26 protein-coding genes are annotated in these 26,142 nt (G+C 67.0%); 12 read left to right on the forward strand and 14 right to left on the reverse strand.

Going from position 1 to position 26,142, the window contains the following annotated elements:
• The first annotated feature begins 22 nt into the window (after positions 1 to 22).
• Positions 23 to 877, forward strand: a complete 855-nt coding sequence (locus tag AB0I19_RS04485; RefSeq protein ID WP_357144326.1) for an alpha/beta hydrolase — start codon at positions 23 to 25, stop codon at positions 875 to 877.
• Between the two features lies 1 nt (position 878).
• Here the strand turns inward: AB0I19_RS04485 and AB0I19_RS04490 are convergent, their stop codons facing one another.
• From AB0I19_RS04490 to AB0I19_RS04505, 4 genes are all read right to left on the reverse strand, one after another.
• On the reverse strand, positions 879 to 1,391 hold the full coding sequence (locus tag AB0I19_RS04490; protein ID WP_357144328.1) for an OsmC family protein: 513 nt from the start codon (positions 1,389 to 1,391) through the stop codon (positions 879 to 881).
• Between the two features lie 66 nt (positions 1,392 to 1,457).
• Positions 1,458 to 2,069 (reverse strand): class I SAM-dependent methyltransferase, encoded by a 612-nt coding sequence (locus AB0I19_RS04495; protein WP_357144331.1) that lies wholly within the window; start codon positions 2,067 to 2,069, stop codon positions 1,458 to 1,460.
• 88 nt (positions 2,070 to 2,157) lie between these two features.
• On the reverse strand, positions 2,158 to 3,243 hold the full coding sequence (locus AB0I19_RS04500; RefSeq protein WP_357144334.1) for a metallophosphoesterase: 1,086 nt from the start codon (positions 3,241 to 3,243) through the stop codon (positions 2,158 to 2,160).
• An 835-nt stretch (positions 3,244 to 4,078) separates the two neighbouring features.
• Positions 4,079 to 5,194, reverse strand: coding sequence for an acyl-CoA dehydrogenase family protein (locus tag AB0I19_RS04505; RefSeq protein ID WP_357144337.1), 1,116 nt, complete (start codon positions 5,192 to 5,194; stop codon positions 4,079 to 4,081).
• Positions 5,195 to 5,285: 91 nt separating this feature from the next.
• On the opposite strand from AB0I19_RS04505, the gene AB0I19_RS04510 reads away from it, so the two are divergent.
• The 3 genes from AB0I19_RS04510 (at position 5,286) to AB0I19_RS04520 (ending at position 7,563) form a co-directional block, all read left to right on the forward strand.
• Complete coding sequence (locus AB0I19_RS04510; protein WP_357144340.1) at positions 5,286 to 5,975, forward strand: winged helix-turn-helix transcriptional regulator; 690 nt, start codon at positions 5,286 to 5,288, stop codon at positions 5,973 to 5,975.
• A 100-nt stretch (positions 5,976 to 6,075) separates the two neighbouring features.
• On the forward strand, positions 6,076 to 6,309 hold the full coding sequence (locus tag AB0I19_RS04515) for a hypothetical protein (RefSeq protein WP_067638311.1): 234 nt from the start codon (positions 6,076 to 6,078) through the stop codon (positions 6,307 to 6,309).
• Between the two features lie 60 nt (positions 6,310 to 6,369).
• On the forward strand, positions 6,370 to 7,563 hold the full coding sequence (locus tag AB0I19_RS04520) for a site-specific integrase (protein ID WP_357144343.1): 1,194 nt from the start codon (positions 6,370 to 6,372) through the stop codon (positions 7,561 to 7,563).
• Positions 7,564 to 7,625: 62 nt separating this feature from the next.
• On the opposite strand, the gene AB0I19_RS04525 is transcribed toward AB0I19_RS04520, so the two are convergent.
• From AB0I19_RS04525 to AB0I19_RS04540, 4 genes are all read right to left on the reverse strand, one after another.
• The gene (locus tag AB0I19_RS04525) at positions 7,626 to 8,051 is read right to left on the reverse strand and encodes a DUF3703 domain-containing protein (RefSeq protein WP_357144346.1); all 426 of its coding nucleotides are present in this window, start codon (positions 8,049 to 8,051) and stop codon (positions 7,626 to 7,628) included.
• 5 nt (positions 8,052 to 8,056) lie between these two features.
• Positions 8,057 to 8,779 carry a helix-turn-helix transcriptional regulator gene (locus AB0I19_RS04530; protein WP_357144348.1) on the reverse strand — a complete coding sequence of 241 codons (723 nt, stop codon included), beginning with the start codon at positions 8,777 to 8,779 and terminating at the stop codon, positions 8,057 to 8,059.
• A gap of 288 nt (positions 8,780 to 9,067) precedes the next feature.
• The gene (locus AB0I19_RS04535; protein ID WP_357144351.1) at positions 9,068 to 9,952 is read right to left on the reverse strand and encodes a haloalkane dehalogenase; all 885 of its coding nucleotides are present in this window, start codon (positions 9,950 to 9,952) and stop codon (positions 9,068 to 9,070) included.
• Between the two features lie 163 nt (positions 9,953 to 10,115).
• Positions 10,116 to 11,477 (reverse strand): aminotransferase class I/II-fold pyridoxal phosphate-dependent enzyme, encoded by a 1,362-nt coding sequence (locus tag AB0I19_RS04540; protein ID WP_157104859.1) that lies wholly within the window; start codon positions 11,475 to 11,477, stop codon positions 10,116 to 10,118.
• A gap of 121 nt (positions 11,478 to 11,598) precedes the next feature.
• Here AB0I19_RS04540 and AB0I19_RS04545 point away from each other — a divergent pair, with 121 nt between their 5' ends.
• Genes AB0I19_RS04545 through AB0I19_RS04570 form a run of 6 tightly spaced genes read left to right on the forward strand, consistent with a single transcriptional unit; the run spans position 11,599 to position 19,204 of the window.
• Complete coding sequence (locus tag AB0I19_RS04545) at positions 11,599 to 12,441, forward strand: nitrilase-related carbon-nitrogen hydrolase (RefSeq protein ID WP_174550327.1); 843 nt, start codon at positions 11,599 to 11,601, stop codon at positions 12,439 to 12,441.
• A 16-nt stretch (positions 12,442 to 12,457) separates the two neighbouring features.
• Entirely contained in the window at positions 12,458 to 13,879 is a 1,422-nt protein-coding gene (hydA, locus tag AB0I19_RS04550; RefSeq protein WP_357144354.1) for a dihydropyrimidinase, read from the forward strand.
• Positions 13,880 to 13,888: 9 nt separating this feature from the next.
• Positions 13,889 to 14,914, forward strand: coding sequence for a TIGR03842 family LLM class F420-dependent oxidoreductase (locus AB0I19_RS04555; RefSeq protein WP_357144357.1), 1,026 nt, complete (start codon positions 13,889 to 13,891; stop codon positions 14,912 to 14,914).
• Positions 14,911 to 16,227, forward strand: coding sequence for an aspartate aminotransferase family protein (locus tag AB0I19_RS04560; RefSeq protein ID WP_357144360.1), 1,317 nt, complete (start codon positions 14,911 to 14,913; stop codon positions 16,225 to 16,227). Before AB0I19_RS04555 ends, AB0I19_RS04560 begins: the two co-directional genes overlap by 4 nt.
• A 16-nt stretch (positions 16,228 to 16,243) precedes the next feature.
• Positions 16,244 to 17,737 carry a CoA-acylating methylmalonate-semialdehyde dehydrogenase gene (locus AB0I19_RS04565; protein ID WP_357144363.1) on the forward strand — a complete coding sequence of 498 codons (1,494 nt, stop codon included), beginning with the start codon at positions 16,244 to 16,246 and terminating at the stop codon, positions 17,735 to 17,737.
• A gap of 24 nt (positions 17,738 to 17,761) precedes the next feature.
• Complete coding sequence (locus AB0I19_RS04570) at positions 17,762 to 19,204, forward strand: NCS1 family nucleobase:cation symporter-1 (protein WP_357144366.1); 1,443 nt, start codon at positions 17,762 to 17,764, stop codon at positions 19,202 to 19,204.
• Positions 19,205 to 19,252: 48 nt separating this feature from the next.
• On the opposite strand, the gene AB0I19_RS04575 is transcribed toward AB0I19_RS04570, so the two are convergent.
• Positions 19,253 to 19,735, reverse strand: coding sequence for a nitroreductase family deazaflavin-dependent oxidoreductase (locus AB0I19_RS04575; protein WP_357144369.1), 483 nt, complete (start codon positions 19,733 to 19,735; stop codon positions 19,253 to 19,255).
• Between the two features lie 275 nt (positions 19,736 to 20,010).
• On the opposite strand from AB0I19_RS04575, the gene AB0I19_RS04580 reads away from it, so the two are divergent.
• The gene (locus AB0I19_RS04580; protein ID WP_357144372.1) at positions 20,011 to 21,330 is read left to right on the forward strand and encodes a family 1 glycosylhydrolase; all 1,320 of its coding nucleotides are present in this window, start codon (positions 20,011 to 20,013) and stop codon (positions 21,328 to 21,330) included.
• A gap of 37 nt (positions 21,331 to 21,367) precedes the next feature.
• On the forward strand, positions 21,368 to 22,093 hold the full coding sequence (locus AB0I19_RS04585) for a TetR/AcrR family transcriptional regulator (RefSeq protein ID WP_357144375.1): 726 nt from the start codon (positions 21,368 to 21,370) through the stop codon (positions 22,091 to 22,093).
• A gap of 7 nt (positions 22,094 to 22,100) precedes the next feature.
• Here AB0I19_RS04585 and AB0I19_RS04590 read toward each other — a convergent pair whose 3' ends face one another.
• The 5 genes from AB0I19_RS04590 to AB0I19_RS04610 all read right to left on the reverse strand — a co-directional run bounded on the left by AB0I19_RS04590 (position 22,101) and on the right by AB0I19_RS04610 (position 26,101).
• The gene (locus AB0I19_RS04590) at positions 22,101 to 23,099 is read right to left on the reverse strand and encodes a diiron oxygenase (RefSeq protein ID WP_357144378.1); all 999 of its coding nucleotides are present in this window, start codon (positions 23,097 to 23,099) and stop codon (positions 22,101 to 22,103) included.
• 172 nt (positions 23,100 to 23,271) lie between these two features.
• Entirely contained in the window at positions 23,272 to 23,571 is a 300-nt protein-coding gene (locus tag AB0I19_RS04595; protein WP_357144381.1) for a hypothetical protein, read from the reverse strand.
• Positions 23,562 to 24,656, reverse strand: a complete 1,095-nt coding sequence (locus AB0I19_RS04600) for an oxygenase MpaB family protein (RefSeq protein ID WP_357144384.1) — start codon at positions 24,654 to 24,656, stop codon at positions 23,562 to 23,564. Before AB0I19_RS04600 ends, AB0I19_RS04595 begins: the two co-directional genes overlap by 10 nt.
• A gap of 213 nt (positions 24,657 to 24,869) precedes the next feature.
• A complete protein-coding gene (locus AB0I19_RS04605) occupies positions 24,870 to 25,523 on the reverse strand; it encodes an MBL fold metallo-hydrolase (protein WP_357144387.1) in 654 nt (217 codons plus the stop codon).
• Between the two features lie 191 nt (positions 25,524 to 25,714).
• Complete coding sequence (locus AB0I19_RS04610) at positions 25,715 to 26,101, reverse strand: NAD(P)H-binding protein (protein ID WP_357144390.1); 387 nt, start codon at positions 26,099 to 26,101, stop codon at positions 25,715 to 25,717.
• Positions 26,102 to 26,142: the final 41 nt, after the last annotated feature.

A 26,142-nucleotide genomic window follows, 5' to 3' on the forward strand; every position in this document is an offset into this window, starting at 1 on the left:
TTCGCTCTAACTGGAGGTTCTCATGCCGTCCGTCGAACTGCCCGCCGGCCGCGTCCACTACACAGAGCGTGGGGAGGGACCGCCGGTCGTGCTGCTGCACGGCTTGTTGATGAACCACCGGGTGTGGGATTCGGTCATCGATCTGCTGCCCACCGGGTTCCGTTATGTGCTGCCGGATCTGCCGTTGGGCGCGCACCCCGAGCCGCTGCGTCCGGGCACCGACCTGAGTCTGCGCGGGCTGAATCAGCTGATCGCGGACTTCCTCACCGCTCTCGACCTGCACGATGTCACCCTGGTGCACTCGGACTGGGGTGGTGGACTGTTCATGACCGCCTACGGTCTCGACGAGCGGGTGGGTCGGCTGATCGTCTTCCCCAGCGAGGCGTTCGACAATTTCCCGCCCGGCCTACCCGGCAAATCCGCGATCCTCGCCTCCTACCTGCCGGGCGGTATCACCTTGGCTCTGCGTCAGTTGCGCGTGCGCTGGTTGCGCGAGACTCCACTGTTGTTCGGCTGGATGGCGAAATTCCCTCTGTCCGAGGAGCTGGTGCGCGCCTGGACCGACCCCGGTCTGCGCGATGCCGGTATCCGCCGCGACCTGCTCGCCTACACCCGCTCCGGTTTCGACAAGGCCGAACTGATCGCCGCAACCGAAGCGCTACGACACTTCCAGGGTGAGGCGCTGATCCTGTGGTCGTCGGCGGGCAAGGTGATGCCCCGCGAGCACGGCCGTCGCCTCGCCGACCTGATCCCCCGCGCCCGCCTGGTCGAGATCGACGATGCCTATGTGTTGTCGATGCTCGACCAGCCGAACACGGTCGCCGCCGCTGTCACCGAGTTCCTCACCAGTACCGCGGTCCGCCCGACGGAAAGGTGAGTCAGCCGACCTCGAGGGTGGTCTTCACCGGGGTAGCGCCGGTCGTCGAGTCGAGCACGGGGCAGTGCGCGTCGACGGCTTGCTGCAGTTCGGCGTAGCGCTGCGGTGTCTCGGGGCCGTTGATCCGCACGGTGACCCGCACCGCCTGGAATCCCGCACGCACCGTGTCATCGATGCCGAAGAACCCACGCACATCCAGGTCGCCTTCGGCGGTGATCGCGAGATCGTCGACGCTGATCCCGAGTCGCTCCGCCCAGAATCGGTAGGTCACCACCTGGCAGGAAACGAGTGCCGCCAGATACACCTCCACCGGATTGGCGGCGGTGTCGGCGCCGCCGAGCGCGGGCGGTTCGTCGACGCGCACCGTGTGGGTGCGCGCGGTGACCACGCTGCCCACCGTGCCCTCGGGCGTCGCCGCCGCACGGAACACCACGTGCGCATTGGTCGTATCGAGGGCCACCGCTTTCGCTGTCGCTTCGGAAATGCTGTTCAAGGCCGCGAGCTGACTGGTCATGCTCGCACGCTATCGATGCCGCTGTCCCTGGCCAACCGATGATTTCCGCGTGATTTCAACCCCTGCTCAACGGGCGACACCCAGCGACAATGCGGCGAAGGCTTTCGGGGCGCCGGGTTGGTAGAACCGGTCGAGTTCCACTGTTTCGAATCCTGCGTCGGCGATCAGTGCCGGGATGTCGCGCGCCAGATGGCATCCACCGGCGATCCGCTGCTGGATCGGATCGAGCCGGTGCTGCCACAGCCGAACCGATTCGTCCGGCGCCAACCCGTGCTCGACGAAATGCAGGGTGCCACCGGCCTTGAGCACCCGCCGGATCTCGGCGAGTGCCGCCGCGACATCGGGAATCGTGCACAACGTGAACGTCGACAACGCGGTGTCGAAACTGCCGTCCGCGAACGGCAGCGACTGCCCGTCCAACCCGGCTCGCTCGATCGGAACCCGGCTGGCCGCAACCTTTTTCGCCGCGATCTTCCATCCCACGTCAGCGGGCTCCACACCGCTGACCCGCTCCACCGTCTCGGGATAGAACCCCACATTGTTCCCGGACCCGAACCCCACCTCCACCACATTCCCCCGCAACCCGGAACACACCCGCCGCCGCAGCGAGTCGTTCACCCGCGCCCCACATACCTTGTCGGTGAGGTGCGGAAGAACTCGATCGGTATAGAAGCCCATTCTCCGATCATCCTCGCCGACCAGCCACCAGAAAAGACCCCGGTACAGCCTCGGCCACACAGCCGGCCGACGCTCGGTCCGAGTCGGTTCAGGCGAGGCGACGGTCGAAGACCTGGGTGCCGATTGCGGTGGCCGGGTCGACGGTGACGACGCGGGCACGCATCGAGTCGGGGTGCAGGTCGAGAACCATGAAGCCCAGCTCGTGGTGGGTTTGGTAGAGGGCGTTGTGGCGGCCGGCGGGTTCGCCGGGCTGGCCGGTGGAGGTTTTGGCCGAGGCGCCGGAGATGATCTGGCGGGTGCCCTTGGTGGCAGGGGTGGGTTCGAGGATCTGCATGGTGTGGTCGTGGCCGGACAGCAGCAGCGAGACCTTGCCCAGGACGTGGTCTTCGAAGAAGCGTTTGGCGTGGATGCCGTTGAGCGGTTCGATCGGCAGGCCCTCGTAGTTGCCCGCGTCGCCGTGGGAACCGTTGCTCAGGTAGGGGTGGTGGGTGCAGGCGATCTTCCACTGCGCGGTCGACTCGGCAAGGGCCCGGTCGAGCCAGGCGCGCTGTTCGTTCATGTAGGGGCCGTCGACCGCCCAGTACGGGTCGAACACGGGCGGAATGTAGGCGGCCAGGGGGTTCACGTCGAGAACGAAGAACTCCACGACGGGGTTTTCCTCGGGTACGCGCAGCGAGTAGTAGCGGCTCGGCATCCACCAGCGCGGCGAATTGGCGTGATAGGCCACCTCGTGGTTGCCGCGCGGCAGCCAACCGCCGTCCCCGGGAAACACCGAGCTGGTGTCGTGATTGCCGAGCACCATCGCCCAGGGGAAGTCCAGACCGGTGTTGGGATCCTCGAATTTTGTCGCGAACTGGATGTCGTCGGGCCCGTTCGGTCCGGAATCATAGATGTTGTCCCCGAGCCCGACGGCAAGTGAAAACGGTTCGCGCGCATGGAATTCCCGCGCCGCGGCGGCGACCGCCCACTGGGTGCGCGTTCCGGTTCCGGCATCACCGGTGACCAGCACCCGCACCCCGCGCCCCGCCGTCGGCGGGAATTTCGCCACCGCGGCGGGCACCGCACCGGCCGGGGTGAGCCCGACCAACGTCAGACCCGCGACGACACCGGCCGCGCCCGCGAGAACCTCGCGTCGACCCAGACCGTTCGACCGCACGTTGAGCTGCTCGTCCATGCTCACCTTCCCGAGTTCACCCGTCGACCGCTCGATCGAAGCACAACACCCCGGCCGCTACCGCACCGCACCCAGCGCGTTTCGATGAACAATAGAACAACATGGACGATCGCCCAGTTAGCGTCGTGGAATTTGCTCTAACAGCGGGTCGCGCCATCTCTCGCCCGACGGCACATCAGCATCTGACCGGCCCCGACCTGGAATTCGTAGTCGACATCGACAACCCGGCAGTCGACACCGTCATCGGCCAGTTCGGAAATCAACGCACGCAGTTGTGGGTACGGGGTGCCCGATCCGAACCGGGACAATCGAGAATCCGGCGCCGCAAGTCCTCCTCGCTGAGCGCGAACATCGCCCGATACTCGTCCAGCGAACGAGAACTGACCAGAATCTCCCCGAACCCACCGGTTCCTGAACCTGAAGTGCTGTCGCTCATCTGTCGACCTCTCTATCCAGGACCGCCGCCCGGACCCGTCCAGATGTCGTCACGACAAGCACCCGACCGCCCGCGAGGCGGCCACGCAACAACAACGCCGACCGCTACCGGACCGACCACCACTGCTGCGCAAAAATCATCACGGCGGGAGTACACCAGCCGCTCCCTCCGCCCGCAACCACATTCCGCCGCCCCACCCACGCGACCACTCCCGGCACCCGGAGCCCGCTCATTGTGCGGGCTGCCCGCCGGAAGGTGAGGAGCGCACCGCAGGGCGGGGGCATTGCGGACCGGATGGGCCGCATCGCGCCCGCGGCTGCAATTTCACTGAGCGAACAGGCCGATGCGAAGCGGGCACCGAGGAACTGCCCAGCTCGCTGCGCAGCAAGCGGGATCGCATTACCCGATCGGGTTGTGCCCCAGCAGGACTCGCCCCGTGAAGCGGGTCTGTTTGGGGCGGGGCAGGGGATGGAATTGGCAGCCGAGGATGTCGCGGTAGAGGCGTTCGAGGTCGCAGGTGCGGGAGTAGCCTGAGCCGCCGGTGGTTTCGATGGCCAGGCGGACGGTGTCGATGAGGGCTTCGGCGGCGACGGTTTTGCGGCTGAGGGCGCGGGCGGCGTAGGCGTCGGTGTTGGGGAAGGTGAGGTCGGCGGCGTCGGTGAACATGGCGGTGACGAGGTCGTCGGCGGTGGTGTGGGCGTTGAGCATCTCGCCCGCGGTCTGCAGGGTGTGGTCGTCGGCGCGCCCGCGCAGTAGGTGGGCGGTGAGGGCGACCGCCGCGTCGGCGACACCGAGGTAGGCGGCCAGGATCAGGGGAAGAGCAGCCCCCATCACGACATTCAGTACGGTGGGCCACGCACCCGCGGGCCGGATCAGCGACACCGCAGCCTCGGGCACGAACACGTCGTCGAGCACCACGGTGTGCGATCCGCTGGCCCGCAAACCCAGTGTGTCCCAGGTCTTCTCGATCCGAACACCGGCCGCCGACATCGGGACCGCACAGTGCATCACCTGGTCCCCTTCGAGACGGACACTGGTGACCAGCACGTCACCCACCTCGCACCCACTCGCGGGTGCTTTGCGCGCACTCACCCGGTACCCGCCGTCCACCGGCACGGCCATTCCGTTGGAATCCACCCAGTCCGAGGCGCCGGTGCTGACGAGAATCGCGCCACCGACAACCTTCGCGAACACGCCGGAGGCGTCGATACCGTGCTTGTGCCGCCACACCTGCGCGGCGACCAGATGCGAATGCATCGCGAACGCCACCGCCGTCGACGGATCGTGGGCGCCGAGCTCACGCAGCACGGCCCCCATTTCGGTATGCGTGGCCCCGCCGCCCCCGAATTCGGCCGGAACGAGCGCGGCCGAGAGCCCGGAAGAGCGCAGCAGGTCGAAGGCGGCGACGGAGATCTCGCCGGTGCGGTCACGCTCGGCGACCTCGGTGCGCAGGGCTTCACCGATCGTGCGGGCCAGGGCGACCCGGTCGGTTGTGGAAGGAATCGTGGAAGTCATGTTTCGAAAGGTAGGGACGGGCGCGATAACCGGATAGTCCAGAAAGTGGACTCCCCCGGTCCAGTATCTGGACCCCGTCGGCGAGGTGATGATGACGAGCACAACCCCCAGCTACGCCCAGTACTGCCCCATTTCGCGTGCACTCGACGTGCTCGGTGAACGCTGGTCGCTGCTCATCGCCCGCGACCTGTTCCTGGGCACCACCCGATTCAACGATCTGGCCCGCGGCCTGCCCGGCCTGTCGCGCAGCCTGCTGGCCAAACGGCTGCGCCAGTTCGAACGCGCGGGTCTGGTCGACAAGCTCGGCACCGAGTACGTGCTCACCGAGGCGGGCCGGGACCTGGAACCGATCCTGTTCGGTCTCGGCGAGTGGGGCGCGCGCTGGACCTTCGGCGAACCACGCCCCGATGAACGCGATGCGGCCCTGCTCGTGTGGTGGATGCACAACCGCCTCGACACCACCCAACTGCCCGGCCGCCGTCAGGTGCTCGCGGTCCGGTTCACCGACGATCCGCGCCGGTTCTGGATCGTGGTCGAGGGCGGTGCGGCGTCGGTGTGCGAGACGGATCCGGGATATCCGGTCGATGTCACGATCAGCGCCGACGTGGCGGGTCTGTACGAGGTGTGGCTCGGCCGGTTGCCGCTGGCACACGCCCAGCACACCGGACGGGTGCGGTTCATCGGCCCGCACGCGGTAACCCGCCGGATGCCGGATGTGCTGCGGTTGAGCCCCGTCGCCGGGTACGTGCGCGCGACCGCTCAGCAGGCCCGAGCCTCCTGAAACCGGACTTATTACGCAAATCCGAACAAAACGTGTCTGTTATCACTCCGTGGCCTATCGTGTTGGCAACGGCCGTGACCACAACGTTATTGTTCGAGTCATGGTACGTACCGGAGCAGAGCAGACAGAACCGGACGAACCGAATGTTCCTCTCCCCCAGCAGCATCCGGCACGTCTTGAACTAGTCGGCGATACCGACACCCCCGAACCCGCGGCATCGGCGGACGACGGGTTCCCTCGCCTCGGCGACACCAGCTTCCTCACCGGCGCGGCCAAGCACCGACTCGCCGCGTTCATCCACACCAAGCTCGCCGAACTCGAGGAACTGCCCTGACCCGGATTAAGCTGGGCGCGCCGTAGATCAGCGGCGACGACGCGGGCGAGGAGGGCTGCGGTGAGCGAGGCGGTCGTGCTACCCGAACGGGTCCGCACCGAACTACGCCGCGGCGTGCGCAGCGTCCTGATCAACACCGCCGCACTGCGGCTCGTCGGTGAACGTTTCGACGACGACCAAGCGGGCGCGCTTCGCCGCTATCTCGAGGCGTCGCAGTCGGCCAACACCTTGCGCGCGTACCGCACCGACTGGATCGCATGGGCGGGCTGGTGCGCGAGCGAACACCGTCAGGCGCTGCCCGCCGACCCCCTGGATGTGGCGGTGTATCTGGCCGCGGCCGCCGACGCCCGCCGCGAGAACGGCACGTGGGCGTTCAGCCCCGCCACCCTCGACCGCAAATCCGCCGCTATCGCCGCCGTGCACGCGGCCAACGGTTTGCCGTCCCCGACGAGGTCCGACGTCGTGCGCCTCACCCTGCGTGGCATCCGGCGCACCCGCCGCACCCCACCGACCCGCAAACGCCCGGTCCTGCTGCACACCCTCGAACAGCTCCTCGCCGAACTCCCGCCCCCCGGCTGGCCGACCGAACCAGCTCGCCGCCGCGACGCCCTCGCCCTGCTGGTCGGTTTCGCCGGTGCGCTGCGACGCAGCGAACTGGCCGCCCTGCGCATCGGCGATGTCCAGGTACGCACCGATCACCACACCGGTGAACCACTGCTGATCGTGCACCTGCCGACCACCAAAACCGACCCCACCGGCGCGAGCGAACAGCGCGTCGCCCTGCCACGCGGCAAACATCCGCACACCTGCCCCGTCTGCGCCTTCGCCGACTGGGTTCTGCTCCTCGAAAACCATTCCAACACAGCGGATCTTCGCGCTTGGGTCACCGCGAACCCGATCACCGACACCACCCTCCACCGCTGCCACGGCTTCACCGGAACCACCCTGAGCAGCGACCCCCACCGCCCCTTGTTCCCCACTGTCAACCGGCACGGCACCATCGCCCCCACCGCCCTGTCCGGCCGCGCCGTCGCCGAACTGGTCAAACGCTACGCCGCCCGCGCAGGCCTCGACCCGGACCTGTTCTCCGGCCACTCCCTACGCGCCGGTTTCGCCACCCAAGCAGCCCTCGGTGGCGCCAGCGACCGCGAAATCATGCGCCAGGGCCGCTGGTCCAACCCCCGCACCGTCCACGGCTACATCCGCACCGCCAACCCCCTCGAAGACAACGCCGTCACCAAACTCGGCCTCTGACACGCTGACCGACGCGCACCGGGTACCCCGCGGAGCCGCTCACCCGAACGGCCGTACCTTCGTCATCGGGCTGCGGTCGCACCCGAGGAGAGTATGGCCATGAGATCTTCCGGGATGGGCATCGGCGTGAACGGGCCGACATCGGATCGACCGTTGTTGCCCAGTGGCGCCCGACCGGTCGCGGATGCGATGCCGCCGAACGCGAGTCGAAGTACCTGGCCGACGACTTCGCGGCGGTCGCGGGATCGGATCGCGAGCCGGAGCATCTCCCAGTGGGCGCGAGTGTGCGGCCACGCCCACTCCTGCGACAGGATGTGGGCCCGTTCGAGGGCGTGCCACATCTCGTCGATATCAGTGGTCAGGCGAGCGCGGTTCAGTTCGGATTCGAACGCGGATCGGACGCCGGCAGGCATGCGGGACATGGGGACCTCCTGAGTTGGATTGCCTCCCGACAGCGTTGCTGTCCGCCGCGGCGCCTGCTTGAACAAACCTGCTACGGGCCGTCGAGTTCGTCCACCAATCGCAGGTGCCCGAAGTGCGAGGGGGCTGCGCCGAACATGCTGTGGCAGACGCGGTTCAGATGGGCGCTGTCGGCGAATCCGGCACCGTGAGCGGCCTCGGTGAGGGTCCGACCTGCGGCGAACAGCCGGATTGCGTGCTGCATCCGCAGCCAGCGCACGTACGCACGGAACGGAAGCCCCACTTCGGCCGAGAACAGGTGTGCCAGTCGGCTCTCCGACAGCCCCGCCCGCTGGGCGAGTTCACCGAGCCGCACCGGGCCGTCGGTGAGGAGCCCTGGCAAATCGGCCAAGGAACGGCGCACCGCCGGATGCCAGGCGCTACGGTCGGGCTCGCCCGCGCCGGTGACAAGGGCAGCCATTCCGATCGAGCCGCAGCTGAACATCGCCCCGTGACGCACCCAGACGTCGACCGCATCCGCGGGATCGGGACACAGCACGGTGGCCACCGCCGCTTCGGGCGCCAAGTGGATCAATGTCGCCGAGGCAGTGCCCTCGACCACGCGGTGGCTGGTGTTCGGCGGAATCACCGCGGCCCGGCAGCTCGCGGTCGTTCCGTGTGCGTCACCGATACGGAACGCGGACTCGCTCTGCATGATCTGCACCGTGTGGTGCGCGTGCAGCGCCGTGGATCCGACCTCACCCGTCAGCACCATCAACCCGGGCCGCAACAGCATCGTCCCGGTCCATCCGGTCATGTGTTCTGCCCAGGAGCGGCCCGACACACTGGGCCACCGAACGCGCGGTGCGAAGACTGCATGGTCGAAGTATGGCAATGCCACCAGCCCCCACCCGCGAACCTCGAGTGCGATTCAGGCGTGGTGCGCTCGCCTTCCACTGGCCGATGTGGGTGCGTCCATCTTCTTCGAAGCGGCACCGAACGGGTAGTCGGCTGCCGTGGGCGGCGCATTCGATCCGATGGCCGAGGGGCGCGCACCCTTACTGCGGATAGCCGAGGTGGCTGACAGGCGCCGCAGCGCGCAGGGTCAGACCAGCGCCTCGGCATGGAGTGCCTGCCGGCGCAGATCGTTGCGGTCGAGCCACTCGGAGATGGCAGCCGCCAGCAGATCCGGCTGATCCTCGGGCGTGTGGTGGCCGGCGACCTCGTCGTACTGCTGAATATGCAGGGCGGAAATGGTTTTCGCGCACCAGTCGATGACGGCGGGTTCGGTCATCGCGCCGTAGGCGGGGGTGAAGTTCACCATCAGCTTCGGTACGTCCGGGCTCGCCGCGAGCCATTCGTCGTACGCTTCGGCGCGCGCGACGACATCGGTCGGCGTTCCGTCCAGCGGCATCGACCGGGCGAAGCGCAGCACGGGAATTCTGCTCTCCCGCGTCGGGAACGGGCGCTGGTACACCGCCAGGTCGGCGGGCTCGAGCCGATCCGAGATGGTGGCGAGCCCGTCTCGGACGAACGAATCCTCGAGGAAGATCGACTCGCCCACACCGTCGGTCCGGATCGCACGCCACAGATCGCGACCGGCTTCGGGGAACTCCTCCCAGCTCATGGGTTTGATGATGGTCTCGGTGAACGCGACCCCGCGCACCCGATCGGGATGGCGTGCCGCCCAGTCGAAGGCGAGCGCGCCACCCCAGTCGTGGCCGACCAGCACCACACTGTCCAACCCCATCGCCTCGATCCAGGCATCCAGGTAGCGCGCATGGTCGTCGAAGCTGTAGTCGATCGCCGGCTTCCCCGACTCGCCCATGCCGATCAGATCCGGAGCGAGCAGCCGACCGGTGCCGACTCCGGGTAGAACATTGCGCCACAGGTACGACGAGGTCGGGTTGCCGTGCAGGAACACGATCGGTGCGCCGGTGCCGGTTTCACGGTGGTAGATGGTCGAGCCGAGTACACGGGTGACAGGCATGGTGGTCCTTTCAGGTGGAGACAGGAGGCGATCCGATCGACAGAGTCGGGCGGGATCACCCTTGGATCAGTTAGTTGGCTAACTGACTCAAGACATTAGCGAGCACTCTGCCGTTTTGTCCAGAGTTAGTTGGACAACTCACCCAGAGGGGTGGGAAAGCCCGTCAACGCCCCGTATGCAATGAGAAGTACTCCGACTGCCGCGGCGGCTGGGCGGCGGTGGCCAGGATTCGTGCCACGTCGTCGATGCCGTCCCGCAACGGCGCGACGGTCACACGCACCGCCTGCGGCTGACCCGCCTCTTCACCCACCAGGAAGGGACCACCCGGAGCCACTCGAATACCGTTGGCCGCCAGATGAACCAGCGCCGAGCGTTCATCCGTCACCGGCACCCAGGCATTGAGCCCGTCCCCGTCGGCGACCGCCACACCGTGTCGGCTCAAAGCGCCGGTGAGTGCCCGTCGCCGACTCGCGTATTCCGTACGCGCTTGCGAGACAGTGCTGTTCGCGGTGTCGTCACGAAGGAGTTCGTACAGCAGACGTTGCAGGATGCGCGGTGTCCACCCGGGGCCGAGCATGCGGGTGGCGACGATGCGGTCGATCACCTCCTCGGGTCCGGAGAGGGCGGCGATGCGCAGGTCAGGGCCATGGGATTTGGAGAAACTTCGCACGTGCAGCACCTGGTCGGGTAACCAGCGGCCGAGGCTGATGTCGGGGGCGGCGACGATCGCACCGGAATGGTCGTCCTCGACGACCATGCACCGATGCTCGCTGCGACCGAGGATTCTGGCGAGCGTCTCGGCGCGCTCGGCGGTCATGGACGCACCGGTCGGATTCTGGGCGCGCGGCTGCAGGACGGCGGCGGCGGGCGCGAGCGTGAGAGCGCGCGCCAATTCGTCCGGCAGCACACCGTTCTCATCCATCGCCACCGGGACGGCCTGCACACCGATGGTGTCGAGGTAGTCGAGGAAATGCGGGAAGGTCGGGTTCTCGACGATCACCCGATCACCGAAGCGCACCACCGCGGCCAGGCTGCGCGCCACCGCGTCCATCGCCCCGTCGACGACGGTCAACCCACCCGACCCCGTCGGCCAGTCGGCCTGCAGCAGCCGACCGAGCTCGGGAACCACCGGCGGCTGGTGGTAGTCGGTGCTCTCGGCGCGCGAAGCCACCTGCGCGAGAAGCGATCCGACCTCGGGGAGCAGGGCGGGATCGGGCGTGCCGAGCGACAGATCCAGGCGCGCGGACTCGGCCCCACCGGTCATCCCACCCGCACGCGTCGGGGCCGCGCGAGGTACCCCGGTGACGAAGGTTCCGCTGCGCCCCTTGGAAACGACCAGCCCGGCCTGGGCCAGCGCCCGCCACCCGTGGCTCACGGTCGCCGGACTCACTCCCAGCTGCGCGGACAGTTCGCGCACCGTGGGGAGCCGATCACCCGGGCGCAGTTCGCCACTGGTGATGAGCCGGGCGATCGCCCCGGCGATCCCGGCGGGCGTCGGATCATCGATCCGGATCTTCTTGTCCACTTTTCCCTCGCCGTCGGCCCCTCGAGATTTACACTTCCCGGCATTGGGTGAAACATTCAAGAAATGTTTAGTACTGACGATAACATAACCCAAATCCTAGGCAGGAGATCGACCGGTGACGATCATCAAAGCAGCCATCACACAGGCCACCTGGACCGGCGACAAAGAATCGATGCTCGCCAAACATGAGAAGTTCGTCGAGCAGGCAGCCGCCGAAGGCGTTCAGGTGATCTGCTTCCAGGAACTGTTCTACGGGCCGTATTTCGGCAATGTGCAGGACAAGAAGTACTACGAATACGCCGAATCGGTGCCGGGCCCCACCACTGAACGGTTCGCCGCCCTGGCGCGCGAGCACAACATCGTGATCGTGCTGCCGGTGTACGAGGAAGACCAGCCCGGTGTCCTCTACAACACCGCCGCCGTGATCGACGCCGACGGCACCTACCTGGGCAAATACCGCAAGCACCACATCCCCCACCTGCCCAGCTTCTGGGAGAAGTTCTACTTCCGCCCCGGTAACCTCGGCTACCCGGTGTTCGACACCGCCGTCGGCAAGATCGGCGTCTACATCTGCTACGACCGCCACTTCCCCGAAGGCTGGCGAGCCCTCGGCCTGGCAGGCGCCGAACTCGTCTTCAACCCCTCGGCCACCAAGCCCGGCCTGTCCAACCGGCTCTGGGAACTCGAACAGCCGGCTGCGGCGGCCGCCAATCAGTACTTCATCGCCGCCAACAACCGGATCGGCACCGAGAGCGACGAATTCGGCGACGACGCGGTGACCTTCTACGGCAGCTCCTACTTCGTCGACCCGCGCGGCAATTTCGTCGGCGAGGTCGCTTCCACCGGCACCGAGGAACTGGTGATCCGCGAGATCGACCTCGACGTGGTGCGCGAGGTGCGTGGCGACTGGCAGTTCTACCGCGACCGCCGCCCCGACTCCTACTCCTCGATCGTGGCGCCCTGAGCCGGAAAGGATCACCGTGGCAACAACATTGATCACCGGCGGCACCGTCGTCTCGGCAACCGGGCGCGGCGCGGCCGATGTGCTCATCGACGGTGAACGCATCGTCGCCCTCCTCGAACCCGGCAGCACCGTCCTCGGCGCGAATCTGACGGAAACGGTCGACAGCGTGATCGACGCGACCGGCAAATACGTCATCCCCGGCGGCATCGACGCCCACACCCACATGTCGATGCCCTTCGGCGGCACCACCGCAGCCGACACCTTCGAAACCGGCACCCGCGCCGCCGCCTGGGGCGGGACGACCACCATCATCGACTTCGCCGTCCAGAAATTCGGTGAGCGAGTCCAGGACAGCCTGCAGACCTGGCACGACATGGCCGCGGGCGAATGCGCGATCGACTACTCGTTCCACCAGATCATCGGCGACGTCAACGACGAATCCCTGCGCGCCATGCGCGAACTGCCGGGCGAGGGCATCAGCAGCTTCAAACTGTTCATGGCCTACCCCGGCGTGTTCTACAGCGACGACGCCCAGATCCTGCGCGCCATGCAGACCGGCGCCGACACCGGCCTGCTCACCATGATGCACGCCGAGAACGGGCCCGCGATCGACGTGCTCGTCGGCCAGCTGCTCGCCCAGGGCAAGACCGACCCCTACTACCACGGCATCGCGCGCGCCTGGGAACTCGAGGAAGAGGCCACCCACCGGGCGATCATGCTCGCCAAACTCACCGGCGCGCCGCTGTATGTGGTGCATGTGTCGGCCAAGCAGGCCGTCGCTCAGCTCGCCGCCGCCCGCGATCGCGGCCAGAACGTCTTCGGCGAAACCTGCCCGCAGTACCTGTACCTGTCGCTGGAGGACCAGCTGGGTGCGCCGGGTTTCGAGGGCGCCAAATGGGTGTGCTCCACGCCGCTGCGTTCCAAGCACGACCACCACCAGGACGAAGCGTGGCAGGCGTTGCGCACCAACGACCTGCAGATGGTGTCCACCGATCACTGCCCCTTCTGCATGAAGGGCCAGAAGGACATGGGCATCGGCGACTTCTCCAAGATCCCCAACGGCATCGGCTCCGTCGAACACCGCATGGATCTCATGTACCAGGGCGTGGTCGACGGCAAGATCAGCCTCGAACGCTGGGTGGAGATCACCGCGACCACCCCCGCGCGCATGTTCGGTCTCTACGGCCGCAAGGGCGTCCTCGCCCCCGGCGCCGACGCCGACGTGGTGATCTACGACCCCAACGGCCACACCTCCATCGGGGTCGACGCCACCCACCACATGAACATGGACCACTCCGCGTGGGAGGGCTACGAGATCGACGGCCACGTCGACACCGTGCTCTCCCGAGGCAAGGTCGTCGTCGACGACAACACCTATCTCGGCCGCAAAGGCGACGGACGCTTCGTCCGCCGCGACCCCTGTCAATACCTCATCTAGGGAGCCACCATGCAATTCGGAGCGGTCCTGCAGTGCGACCCGCCTGCGGCGCGCACGGTGCACCTGGCCAAACTGGCCGAAGCACACGGCTTCAGCCACCTGTGGACGTTCGATTCCCACATCCTGTGGCAGGAACCGTACGTGCTCTACAGTCAGATCCTCAACGAGACCAAACGCATCACCGTCGGCCCCATGGTCACCAACCCCGCCACCCGCGACTGGACGGTCACCGCCTCCACCTACGCCACCCTCAACGAGGCGTACGGCAACCGCACCATCTGCGGCATCGGCCGCGGAGACTCCGCGGTCCGGGTGGGTGGCGGCAAGCCGACCACCCTGGCGACCCTGCGCGAATCCATCCGCGTCATCAAGGAACTCGCCAACTCCCGTCCGGTCGAGGTCGACGGACGCGTGCTGCAGTTCCCGTGGAGCACGGGCTCGACCCTCGACGTGTGGGTCGCCGCCTACGGGCCCAAAGCCCTTCAGCTCACCGGTGAGGTCGCCGACGGCTTCATCCTCCAGCTCGCCGACCTCGATATCGCCGAATGGATGATCCGCACCGTCAAGGACGCGGCCGCCGCCGCCGGGCGCGACCCCGACGCGGTGAAGATCTGCGTGGCCGCACCCATGTACATCGGTACCGACCGGTCCCACATGCGTGACCAGTGCCGCTGGTTCGGCGGCATGGTCGGCAACCACGTCGCCGACATCGTCGCCCGCTACGGCGAAACCGGTTCCGTCCCACCGGCATTGACCGACTACATCGCCGGTCGCGAAGGCTACGACTACAACCAGCACGGCCGCGCGGGCAACACCCACGCCGCCTTCGTCACCGACGACATCGTCGACCGATTCTGTGTCCTCGGCACCGCCGAAGAACACCTGAAGAAGCTGCAGCGCCTCGCCGAACTCGGTGTCGACCAGTTCGCGGGCTATCTCCAACACGACAACAAGGAGGAGACCATGCGCGTCTACGGCGAGACCGTCATCCCCGGCATGACCAAACACATCACGGCGATGAAGGCGGCATCATGACCGCCGCCGACACCGCGACCGACCTCGACGCCCTGGCCTACCGGCTCGACCGCGACCACGTCTTCCACTCCTGGTCCGCCCAGGCGGCACTGCAACCACTCGTCATCGCGGGCGGACGCGGCTGCACCGTGTGGGACCACGCCGGCCGCGAATACCTCGACCTGTCCAGTCAACTCGTCAACGTCAACATCGGCCACCAGCACCCGGCGGTCACCCGGGCCATCGCCGAGCAGGCCGCCCAGCTCACCACCATCTCCCCCGCCACCGCCAACCTCGCCAGAGGGCAAGCGGCACAGCGTATCTCAGCTCTGGCGCCGGACGGCTTCGACAAGGTGTTCTTCACCAACGGCGGCGCCGACGCGATCGAGAACGCCATTCGGATGGCTCGCCTGCACACCGGCCGCGACAAGGTGCTCTCCACCTACCGCTCCTACCACGGCAACACCGGCGCCGCCGTGGTCGCCACCGGTGACTGGCGGCGCGTACCCAACGAATTCGCCCGCGGGCACGTCCACTTCTTCGGCCCCTACCTGTACCGCAGCGAATTCTGGTCCGAGACAGCCGAACAGGAATGCGATCGCGCCCTGCACCACCTGGAACGGGTGATCCAGTGCGAGGGTCCCGCCTCCATCGCGGCCATTCTGCTGGAGAGTGTCCCCGGTACCGCCGGTGTGCTGATCCCACCGCCGGGCTACCTCGCCGGTGTGCGTGAGCTCGCCGACCGCTACGGCATCCTGCTCATCCTCGACGAGGTGATGGCGGGCTTCGGGCGCACCGGCGCCTGGTTCGCGTTCTCCCGCCACGATGTCGTCCCCGACCTGATCACCTTCGCCAAGGGCGTGAACTCCGGTTATGTCCCGGTCGGCGGCGTCATCATCTCGGACCCGGTGGCACACACCTTCGACGACACCGTGTTTCCCGGCGGCCTTACCTACAGCGGTCACCCCTTGGCCGCCGCCTCCATCGTGGCCGCACTCGACGCCATGGAATCCGAGGGCATCGTCGCCAACGCCGAGCGCGTCGGCCGCGAAACCCTCGGCCCCGCACTACGAGCCCTCGCCGACGACTTCCCCGTCATCGGCGAAGTACGCGGCGAAGGCGTGTTCTGGGCACTCGAACTCGTCGCCGACCCACACACCCGAACCCCCGTCCCCGCCGCGACCATGGGCAAGCTCAAAACCGGTCTGCTCGAACGCGGTGTGCTCCCGTTCATCGCCGACAACCGCCTGCACGTGGTACCGCCCTGCGTCATCACCGACGCCGAGGCCACCGCGGGCGTCGCCGCGATTCGTGACGTACTCGCCGGACTCTGAAGACAAGGAAACGACCATGACACAGATTCTCGAGCACTGGATCGACGGCAAGGCCTGGTCGGGCGAATCCACCCGCACCGCACCGGTTTTCGACCCCGCCCTCGGCACACCCCAACGTGAGGTGCGCATGGCGACCGCCACCGACGTCGGCACCGCCGTCGCCGCGGCGGCCGCCGCCCTGCCGCAGTGGCGCGACAGTTCGATCGCCACCCGCAGCAGGTTCCTGCTCACCTTCCGCGAACTGCTCAACGCCCGCAAAGACGACCTCGCCCAGATCCTCACCGCCGAACACGGCAAGGTCCTCAGCGACGCGGGCGGCGAGATCGCCCGGGGACTCGAAGTCGTCGAATTCGCCCTCGCCATGCCCCAACTGCTCAAAGGCGAATTCAGCCAGAACGTCTCCACCGACGTCGACGTATACTCGGTGCGCGAACCGGTCGGGGTGGTCGGGATCATCAGCCCGTTCAACTTCCCCGCCATGGTTCCGCTCTGGTTCTTCCCGATCGCCATCGCCGCGGGCAACACCGTCGTCCTCAAACCGAGCGAGAAGGACCCCTCGGCCGCCAACTGGCTCGCCGAACTCGCCGCCGAAGCGGGCCTGCCCGCCGGCGTCCTCAATGTGGTCCACGGCGACAAGGAAGCGGTCGACGCCCTGCTCGTCCACCCGGACGTCGCCGCGATCTCCTTCGTCGGCTCCACCCCGATCGCGCGCTACGTCTATCAGACCGCCGCCGCCAACGACAAACGAGTCCAGGCACTCGGCGGCGCCAAGAACCACATGCTCGTGCTGCCCGACGCCGACCTCGACCTCGCCGCCGACGCCGCCGTCAACGCGGGCTTCGGCTCGGCGGGCGAACGATGCATGGCGGTGAGCGCCCTGCTCGCCGTCGACAGCATCGCCGACGAACTCGTCGCCAAGATCGCCGAACGGATGGGCGAACTGCGCACCGGCGACGGTCGCCGAGGCTGCGACATGGGACCGCTCATCACCCGCGAACACCGCGACAAGGTGGCCGGCTACCTCGACGTGGCCGCCACCGACGGCGCCACCATCGTCGTCGACGGCCGCGAAACCAGCATCGACGGTGCGGCCGAAGGGTTCTGGCTCGGCCCGACCCTCATCGACAACGTCCCGATCAGCTCCGCCGTGTACCAGGACGAGATCTTCGGCCCGGTCCTCTCCGTCGTCCGGGTGAGCGGCTTCGAGGAGGGCATCGAACTCATCAACAGCTCCCCCTACGGCAACGGGGTCGCGATCTTCACCAACGACGGTGGGGCCGCACGGCAATTCCAGCGCCGGGTCACCGTCGGCATGATCGGCATCAACGTCCCCATCCCGGTGCCCGTCGCCTACCACAGCTTCGGCGGCCACAAAGCGTCGATCTTCGGTGACGCGAAAGCCTACGGACCGCAGGGCTTCTCGTTCTTCACCCAGGAGAAGGCGATCACGTCGCGCTGGCTCGACCCGAGCCACGGCGGCATCAACCTCGGGTTCCCCCAGCACAGTTAGCAGTAGTAGTAGAGAGATTATGCGATGACAGAAACACAGGTCCACGCGCCCGAGGGCGCGGGACGACACTCGCAGCTGGTCAACGACGACTTGGCGCCCACTACCAAGGAGACGGCGACCTGGCGCACCTGGGACCTGTTCTGTCTCTGGATGACCTCGGCCCACAGCATCGCCAGCTACGGCTTCGCCGTCGGCATGCTCGCCCTCGGCATGACCGGCTGGCAGACCGTGCTCGCCCTGTTCGCCGGTGTGCTGATGCTGTGGCTCGGGAGCAATCTAGTCGGTGTCGCGGGTCAGAAGGTCGGGGTCCCGTTCCCGGTCTTCGCCCGCGCCACCTTCGGCGTGTTCGGCGCCAACATTCCCGCCCTGCTCCGCGCACTCGTCGCGATCTTCTGGTACGGCATCCAGACCTACCTGGCCTCCACCGCGGTGATCGTGTTGATCCTGCGGGTGTCGCCAGGTCTCGAGTCATGGACGAAACCCAGCTTCCTCGGACTGTCCGCGCTCGGCTGGATCGCGTTCCTCGTCCTGTGGACCGTGCAGCTCATGATCATCAGCTACGGCATGGAGATCGTGCGCAAGGCCTCCGACTTCGCCGGACCGGTCGTATGGATCGGCATGATCGCCCTCGCCGTGTGGATCATGAGCGAGGCCGACTGGAGTATCGACCTCAATGCCCGTGCGGGTGAGGCACTCTCGAGTGGACAGACGGTGTCGGCGTTCATCGGGGTCGCGTTCCTGATGGTCGCGTTCATGGCCGGACCGCTCGTGAACTATGCCGACTTCGCCCGGTTCTCGCCCAGTCAGAAGGCGATTCGGCGCGGCAATGCCTGGGGCATCCCCTTCAACGAGACCGCGTTCGTCGTCATCTCGATCATCATCTCCCTGGCCACCCTGAAGGTGTACGGGGAAGTGCTGTCGGACCCGGTGGAACTCGTCGCCCACATCGACAACGACGCCATCGTCATCATCTCGGCCGTGCTGTTCGCCATCGCGACCGTCGGCATCAACGTGGTGCTGAACTTCGTCTCCCCCGCCTACGACATCTCCAACGCCGCACCGAAGTACATCTCGTTCCGCACCGGCGGAATCATCACCGCCGTCCTGTCGATCGTCGTGCTGCCCTGGAAGCTGTGGGCCAACCAGGACTTCATCGTCTACTTCCTCGGCGGCGTCGGCGCCCTCATGGGGCCGGTGTTCGGCATCCTGGTCGTCGACTACTACCTGGTTCGCAAACAGCGCACCGAGGTGCCCGAGCTCTATTCCGGCGCGACCGACGGCACCTACTTCTACACCCGGGGCTTCAACCCGCGAGCGCTCGTCGCGCTGCTCATCGCGGGTGCGGTCAGCGTCGTCGTGGCCCTTGTTCCCGATTCCGCCTCGGTCACGGCGCTGTCGTGGCCGGTCGGCGCGGCATTCGGTGCGGCCGTCATGTACGGCCTGAGCCGCAAACCCGCGCAGGTCTGAACCCGTGGCTGTGCCCCGGCGACAACGACTGTCGCCGGGGCACAGTCGTCAGATGATCCGGTCGAGCCGGAAGATCCGGAACTCGCGCCCGCCGGCGAGCTGATACTCCATCTCGTAACCAGGCCAGAACTCCACGACCTGATCCCACACCCGCTTACGTTCCACCCCGGTGATCTCCGTGACCGACACCGGAAACGCCGCACTGCCGTTGAACCGCACCGACGCCGTGCGCGCGGCACGCAGGTTCGCTGACCACGCCGGATGCTCGGGCTTGCCCCAGTTGGAACCGACGAGGAAGAAGCCGTCGCCGTCGGGCACACACAGCAGCGAGGTCGTACGCGGTACACCGGACTTGCGGCCGACCACGGTCACCTCGATCGACGGCAGACCGGCCAGATCCAGGACACCCCAACGCCCACCGGAGAACCTGCGAAGCAACCGCTCGGCGGGCAACACGACACTCGCCCCCCGCATCACCCAGGCTTGTGCTCCGAACACGCGCGCTACACGGGGCAAGGGATTCCACACCATCTCCGAATCCTGGCTCGAGCTCACCGGATTGACGAACCCACAGGGTGCGCTTGAGAGGCATTTCACTCCCCCGTCCTTGCTGGTGGTTTATTCGTAGGTACATGTATCGGAGGTGAGTTCAGGGTCGGGAGGGAGAGCTAACATAGATAAATGCGCATATCTGAGTAACCGAATGTAATAAATGGTCATTCGCCTGGCAACCGCAATTCCCGGACTGCTGCTCGTCGATGCCGCACACTGGACTCCCCCCTCCCATTCCAGCCGCCAGGAGTGCCGTGCCCTCCCCCAGTCGCCGCAGGATCCTCGCCACGATCGCCGTTGTCTTCGCCGCGCTCGCGGGAAGCACCTCCCCCACTACCGCCCGACCACCGGCATCTGCCCAGTTGGCACCGATGGACCCCGACTTCCTCTGGGGCGTAGCCGCTTCCGGGTTCCAGGCCGAAGGTGACGCACCGGACAGCAACTGGCGCCGCTACGCGGAGTCCGGCAGCACCGAGCATCCGTACCTCAACTCGGTCGACTTCCGCCAGCGGTTCCGATCGGATATAGCACTCGCGGCCGACCTCGGCGTGCGCGTGTACCGCATCGGCATCGAGTGGGCGCGGGTGCAGCCTCGACCCGGCGTCTGGGACGAGGCAGGTCTCCGGTTCTACGACGAGGTCGTGGGCGCGATCGTCGCGGCGGGCATGCGACCGATGCTCACCCTCGACCACTGGGTCTATCCCGGCTGGGTAGCGGATCGCGGCGGCTGGCGCGATCCGCGCATCGTGGCCGACTGGCTGACTAACGCGCGAAGCATCGTCGACCGCTTCGCCCACACGGACCCGCTGTGGGTGACGTTCAACGAGCCGATGGTGTATCTGGCCAACGAACTACGCCACGGCGGGCTCGCTCCCACGGACGCACCGACCATGGTCGACCGAATCGCACAGGCCCACAACGGCATCCACGAGTACATCCACTCCGTGCAGCCGGGTGCCATGGTCACGAGCAACGTCGCCCACATCCCCGCTGTCGACGACGCGGTCAACGGCCCGCTGCTGGACCGCATCTCGGCGCGCCTGGACTACATCGGGATCGACTACTACTACAGCTTCTCCCCCGCCGAACCGCGCATCCCCGACCCCGGCAAGCTCTGGACCATGCCCCTACACCCCGAGGGCATCTACTACGTCCTCGAGCACTATGCCCGCAAGTTCCCCGGCCGGCCGCTCTACATCGTCGAGAACGGGATGCCCACCGAGAACGGGCTGCCACGCCCCGACGGCTACACCCGCGCCGATTCGCTGCGCGACACCGTGTACTGGCTGCAGCGCGCCGTGGCCGACGGCATCCCGCTGCTCGGCTACAACTACTGGAGCCTCACCGACAACTACGAATGGGGTTCCTACACACCACGATTCGGCCTCTACACCGTCGACGTGCTGACCGACCCCACACTCACCCGCAAGCCCACCGACGCTGTCGCGGCCTACCGGGAGATCACCGCCGCGGGCGGCGTCGGCGACGACTATCGCCCGACGCGAGCGCCCGCGCCCTGTTCGGTGGTGAACGGGGTGGCCAGTTGCACCGATCCGGTGACAGTCCCTCGGTAACAGTTCGATACCGGATCGTGTGCTTTACACTCAGGCGGTGTCGAGCGCAACGTCACGACCAGCCCGCGCCGTGAGCGGCAGACAAGCCCGGTGGCAGCCGCACAACGACAGCCGCCGGGAACGGATCGTGCAGGCGGCGATCGAATTGATCGAGCAGGCGCCGCCGGGTGTCGAGGTGCCGATCGTCCAGATCGCCGAACACGCGGGGCTCGCGAAATCCGTTGTGTACCGGCAGTTCGCGGGCCGCGACGAGCTCGACCGGCGCATCCGCAGCGATATCACCGACCGGTTCGTCGGCGATATCGAGGACGCGCTCGACATCGGCGACGGTTCCATCCACGAGATTCTCGTTCGCACGGTCGATGCCGTCGTCACGTGGGTCACCGAGCATCCACGACTGCACGAATTCCTGCGCACGGGGCCGTCGGAGGCCGATCCGGACGTCGACGCGATGAGTTCGCTGATCGCGACACTCGCCGCGTCGACCCGCTCACTGGTCACCGGATTGGCCGGGGTGGTCGGCGTGGCCGACGACGGCTCGGCCGACGCGATGACCTTCGCGATCGTCTCGATGACCGAGGCGACGGTCACCCGCTGGGCCAACGACCCCGCACCGGTCCTGTCCAGACAGCAGCTGATCGAGGAGGTCGCCTCCTACGCCTGGCACGTGGTCGACGGCGTCGCCCGGCGCCACGGACTCACCCTCGACGCCGAACAACCCCTCACCACGGTCATCACCCAGCTGATGACCAACGGCGACTGAAGGCGGCTCACGCGGCCTTGCGCGCGCTCCGCTCCGGCTCGCTGCGGTAGCGCGACAGCGGCCCGTCGATGCCGAGCGCCTTCCACACCTGCTTGGCGACGGGGTTCATCATGCCCAGGTCGTCGGCCAGCTTCCGGACATCGGCGAAGTAGCCCGCCAGGACGTGCTGCGAGTGCTCCGACTTCCAGAAGGCCTCACGGATGACCTCACGCGGGATGTCGAACTGCTTGGCGAACGAACGGGGCGGAGCCATGATCTCCCCGGCCAGCCAGCGCATCGCGATCGGGAACGCCACCGAGCACACGCCCCGGTTGAACTTGCCCATCCGCCCGATGTGCGCGGCGAGGAAGTCGTGGGCGAAGGAAATGTGGCGCGCTTCCTCGGCGATGTGGATCTCCATGGTCCGCACCACCATCGGCGGCAGGTTCGCGCCCGCCCGCAGCATGGCCTTCTGATAGTGGTCGATCGGTTCCTCGCCGCCGAGGATGCCGATGAACAGGATCGTGTGCGCGTAGCCGCCCGCCACGCCGATGAACGGCGAGAGCGCCCGGAACAAGGGGCGCATGCCGGGTACATCCACGCCGATGCGGTTCACCAGTTCCTGGAACATCTGGATGTGGTTGCACTCTTCGGTCATCTCGTGCAGGCAGTACCGGAACTCGGGTGAGCCGTTCGGCAGCTTCATGATGTACTGCATCATCCCGCGGATCAGGATGCTCTCGAATGCCGCGCCGACCCTGATCGCGTTCGCGGTGCGCCACTTGCCGATCTCGATCTGCCGCTCCAGCGGCTGCTCGCGGTACCACTGCGTGGCACCGAGCGGATCGTATTCGGACGACAACACCCAGCGCGGGTCGTTCGGGTCGAGAGCCAGCTCCGGCGAATCCCAGTCGATGTCGAGGTAGGGATCGAAATGCCGGTCGACGGACCCTTGAGACAGGGTCGCCAGGGCATCGCGGTATTCCTCGCTGATGAGTCCGCCACGGCTCGATTCGGTCAGCGTCATCGGTGCCTCCTCGGTTCGCGTCGATGCGCACGGCAGTGTCAACCGTCACATCGTCGTACTCAGAGTAACTGAGACCCGAGGTCCCACACAACCCTGTGTGCGGTGCGAAGCACACGCGTCTGCGCACCGCACACAGGATCACGACGTCGAATCCGCCGATACGAACGTTCGGTCAGCGTTGGGTGTGGCCTAGCTGGTGCGAGCCTTCGGCCTCGCCCAACGTCTGCGCGACGGCTTCCAGGCGCAGCTGGTTCTGGATCGAGAGCCTGGCAGCGATGATGAGCAGGGCGCGTAAACGGTGGTTGTGCAGGCCCGCGACCAGCTGGGCGTCGGTCGCGGGCAGTGCGAGCGCGGCGGCGTCGAGGGGGTCGGTGGTGGCGGTGCGGATGTGGTCCTCCATGGCGGTCTCCGAATCGAGGTGGCCGACAGGGGTGCGGGCGCTCACGTACGGCGGACGAGAGATCAGCTCCACCGGGCGGGGATCATGCCGCCGATGTGCTCCTCGGACTCGAGCAGGCCCTCGTCCGACGGCTTGTCGCCCGCCTCGAAGACCCGCTTGAACTGCTTGGCGCGCAGGTCCGGGTGCGCCTCGGACGGAATGTCGTAGCCGTAGCGGGTCTGAGCCTCGCGCGGGGTCATGGTGATCTGCTCGAGGGCCGGAATCCCGAGTGCGACAGGGGCGAGCACCGCGGTGGTGGTCGGAGCCATGAGGCCGACGAACCAGAACTTCAGCGCCGGGACCCGGTCCAGCACGGTGTGCATCACCCGCAGCGGCACCTGCACCGCGAGGTCGGTGAGCGGGCCTTGGTTCAGGCCGAACATCTTGCGCATGTACTTCGGATATGTCGCGATGACACCCTTGCGCAGTAACCAGATAGCCGGGGCCAGCGCGACCCGCGTGCGCTGGGGCAGCTCGGGCGGGAGCGCGATGTCGAGGCCGAGGATGAAGTCGACCATGCCCTGCGCGTCCTCGGAGACGGCCAGGTGCGGACGCCACCGCTCGAAGAACTCGAGCACCTCGGCGCGCGAGCGCGGCACGGTGGCCGGGTCGATGGTCTGGAGCTCGGCGGCGGTGGCGCAGTCGGCCCAGAACTGGTTTTCCTCGGCCGTGCTCAGCCGACCGGGGCCGAATTTCTCGTAGGAGTAGAGGATGGAGTGCCAGGCGGTGACGTGGATCCACAGCTGGGAATCGGGCCGGTTGGCGTCGTAGGTACCGCCGGTGACCGGATCGTTGCCGATGGCCTTGCTGTGGACCTTGACGAGCACGTCCGCCGCCTTGGCGGTCGGCTCGGTGGCACCGAAGGCCACCAGCGCGAAGTAGTGAACGGTCCGCGCGTACCTGGTGTGCGGGCGGTAGCGCACACCGCCGGACTGGACGACCGCGGCGGCAAGGTTGGGATCGAGATGCTCGATGGTGACAGCCCGGGCGAAGCCCAGCACATACGAGGTGGGATAGCTCCAGACCTTCCAGGTCACCGACCCCGGCCCGAAGAACCCGTTGTCCGCCGGAGCGTCGAACTGCGCGGCGAGCTGATCGCGAGATTTGATGCCGAACATAGTCGGCTCCTTCCTACAACTGTGTAGCTTCCATACTAAGCGTAACGCCAAGTTGCAGAAAAATTGCCCTTCGCCGCCGACCCGCCGACGCAATCCGGTCTCGCAGATTGGTACGACATGAGTCCCCTGTGGGCAGGCACGACAAGACCGCCGGGTCGCAGGCCGGCAAGCTTTCGCGCAGGGTCAGTTCAGCTGGGGTGCCGATCCACCACTTCAGACCGTGACGGTTTCGCCGGCATCGAGGCGCTGGTAGCGGAGGGTCTCGGGCAGCAAACCGGCGAGCTGGTCGGTCAGGGTGCGGCCCATGTCGTTGAGATCGCCGTCGTGGATCGGGACGACCAGGTCCGGTCGGGTCGCGATGACGTAGTCGACGGCGTCGGCGTAACGCATCCACGGGCCGCTCACGGGCAGGAACAGCACATCGAGGTCGGTACCGTCGGGCAGACTCGGATAGGCGTCACCGGGGTGCAGGACTCGGCCGTCGATCAGGTAGGCGACGTTGGGTGAGTCGGGCAGGCTCGGATAGATCGCGGCGTGGGAACCCACGATCGCCTGCACGCCAAAGCCCGCGACATCGAACCGGGTTTCAGCTTCGGCTTCAACCAGTCGCCCATGGTCTGCTCCGGCGGCGGCCAGCTTGTCGATCACCAGTCGCGGAGCCAGGACGACAGTCTCCGGTTGTGCGACCAAGGCCGAGACGACCCGATCGATGTCGACATGGTCTTCATGATCGTGGGTGACCAGGAAGACCGCCGCGTTCTCGAAGGCCGCCTGCGGCGCCAGGACTCCGGGATCGATCACCACCGCGCCGTCGTTGTCCGCCAGTCGCACCGTCGAGTGTCCGAGTGCGGTTATCGCAATGCTCATCTGGATCTCCCATCGTGACGAAAGTTGCTGGGGATATCGAGTCGCGCCGGTCTGTTCAGTCCACTGCGGTAGCCGGTGGTGTATCCATGACGGGGTCCCGGGATATCACGACCGGCCCGAAGCGGGTGCGGGTATCGAGGTCGCGGAGCCGGTCGGGCCGGCAGATTTCATCGGCGACCATCGCCGCGCATTCACGAGCCGAGAGCATCGTCATCAGCGGAACAGCCGGGGCTCGACGCGAGGTCGTCACCGGCGCCGCCGATGAGCACCAATCGTGTGCCCTCTCCATATTCGATGACGTTCCGCATGTCGGCCAGCCAGTTCTGCGGTGTATCGCCGGCCCGGGTGGGGGCGGTGGCGCAGATGATGACTCCATGGTCGGCGGCGACCTGGGTCACGAACAGAGGATCGCCCATGTCACCGGAGCGTGCGACGACACCATCGACGGTGACCGCGCTGTTCCTCGTGACGCCGGTGACCTCATAGCCGCGGCTCGCGCATTCCCCCACCACGGCCGAACCGATCACCCCACCGGCACCGAAGACCGCGATCCTGGGACCGGTCGCTCTTTTACCCATCTCGGTCTCCTAGTGTGTTGTGGTCGCCAAACCGGGCTCTA

The sequence above is a fragment of the Nocardia sp. NPDC050413 genome, from assembly GCF_040655475.1.
In the GTDB taxonomy this organism is placed as follows: Bacteria; Actinomycetota; Actinomycetes; order Mycobacteriales; family Mycobacteriaceae; genus Nocardia; species Nocardia coubleae.

Bases quoted from the DNA above. Each gene is read 5' to 3' on its own strand.
- AB0I19_RS04605 (WP_357144387.1), bottom strand. From the start codon at position 25,523: ATGAGCATTGCGATAACCGCACTCGGACACTCGACGGTGCGACTGGCG.
- AB0I19_RS04495 (WP_357144331.1), bottom strand. From the start codon at position 2,069: ATGGGCTTCTATACCGATCGAGTTCTTCCGCACCTCACCGACAAGGTA.
- AB0I19_RS04560 (WP_357144360.1), top strand. From the start codon at position 14,911: ATGACCGCCGCCGACACCGCGACCGACCTCGACGCCCTGGCCTACCGG.
- AB0I19_RS04570 (WP_357144366.1), top strand. From the start codon at position 17,762: ATGACAGAAACACAGGTCCACGCGCCCGAGGGCGCGGGACGACACTCG.
- AB0I19_RS04505 (WP_357144337.1), bottom strand. From the start codon at position 5,194: ATGACTTCCACGATTCCTTCCACAACCGACCGGGTCGCCCTGGCCCGC.
- AB0I19_RS04600 (WP_357144384.1), bottom strand. From the start codon at position 24,656: ATGTTCGGCATCAAATCTCGCGATCAGCTCGCCGCGCAGTTCGACGCT.
- AB0I19_RS04500 (WP_357144334.1), bottom strand. From the start codon at position 3,243: ATGGACGAGCAGCTCAACGTGCGGTCGAACGGTCTGGGTCGACGCGAG.
- AB0I19_RS04590 (WP_357144378.1), bottom strand. From the start codon at position 23,099: ATGACGCTGACCGAATCGAGCCGTGGCGGACTCATCAGCGAGGAATAC.
- AB0I19_RS04575 (WP_357144369.1), bottom strand. From the start codon at position 19,735: ATGGTGTGGAATCCCTTGCCCCGTGTAGCGCGCGTGTTCGGAGCACAA.
- AB0I19_RS04530 (WP_357144348.1), bottom strand. From the start codon at position 8,779: ATGACCGGATGGACCGGGACGATGCTGTTGCGGCCCGGGTTGATGGTG.
- AB0I19_RS04485 (WP_357144326.1), top strand. From the start codon at position 23: ATGCCGTCCGTCGAACTGCCCGCCGGCCGCGTCCACTACACAGAGCGT.
- AB0I19_RS04535 (WP_357144351.1), bottom strand. From the start codon at position 9,952: ATGCCTGTCACCCGTGTACTCGGCTCGACCATCTACCACCGTGAAACC.
- AB0I19_RS04610 (WP_357144390.1), bottom strand. From the start codon at position 26,101: ATGGGTAAAAGAGCGACCGGTCCCAGGATCGCGGTCTTCGGTGCCGGT.
- AB0I19_RS04555 (WP_357144357.1), top strand. From the start codon at position 13,889: ATGCAATTCGGAGCGGTCCTGCAGTGCGACCCGCCTGCGGCGCGCACG.
- AB0I19_RS04490 (WP_357144328.1), bottom strand. From the start codon at position 1,391: ATGACCAGTCAGCTCGCGGCCTTGAACAGCATTTCCGAAGCGACAGCG.
- AB0I19_RS04510 (WP_357144340.1), top strand. From the start codon at position 5,286: ATGACGAGCACAACCCCCAGCTACGCCCAGTACTGCCCCATTTCGCGT.
- AB0I19_RS04515 (WP_067638311.1), top strand. From the start codon at position 6,076: ATGGTACGTACCGGAGCAGAGCAGACAGAACCGGACGAACCGAATGTT.
- AB0I19_RS04565 (WP_357144363.1), top strand. From the start codon at position 16,244: ATGACACAGATTCTCGAGCACTGGATCGACGGCAAGGCCTGGTCGGGC.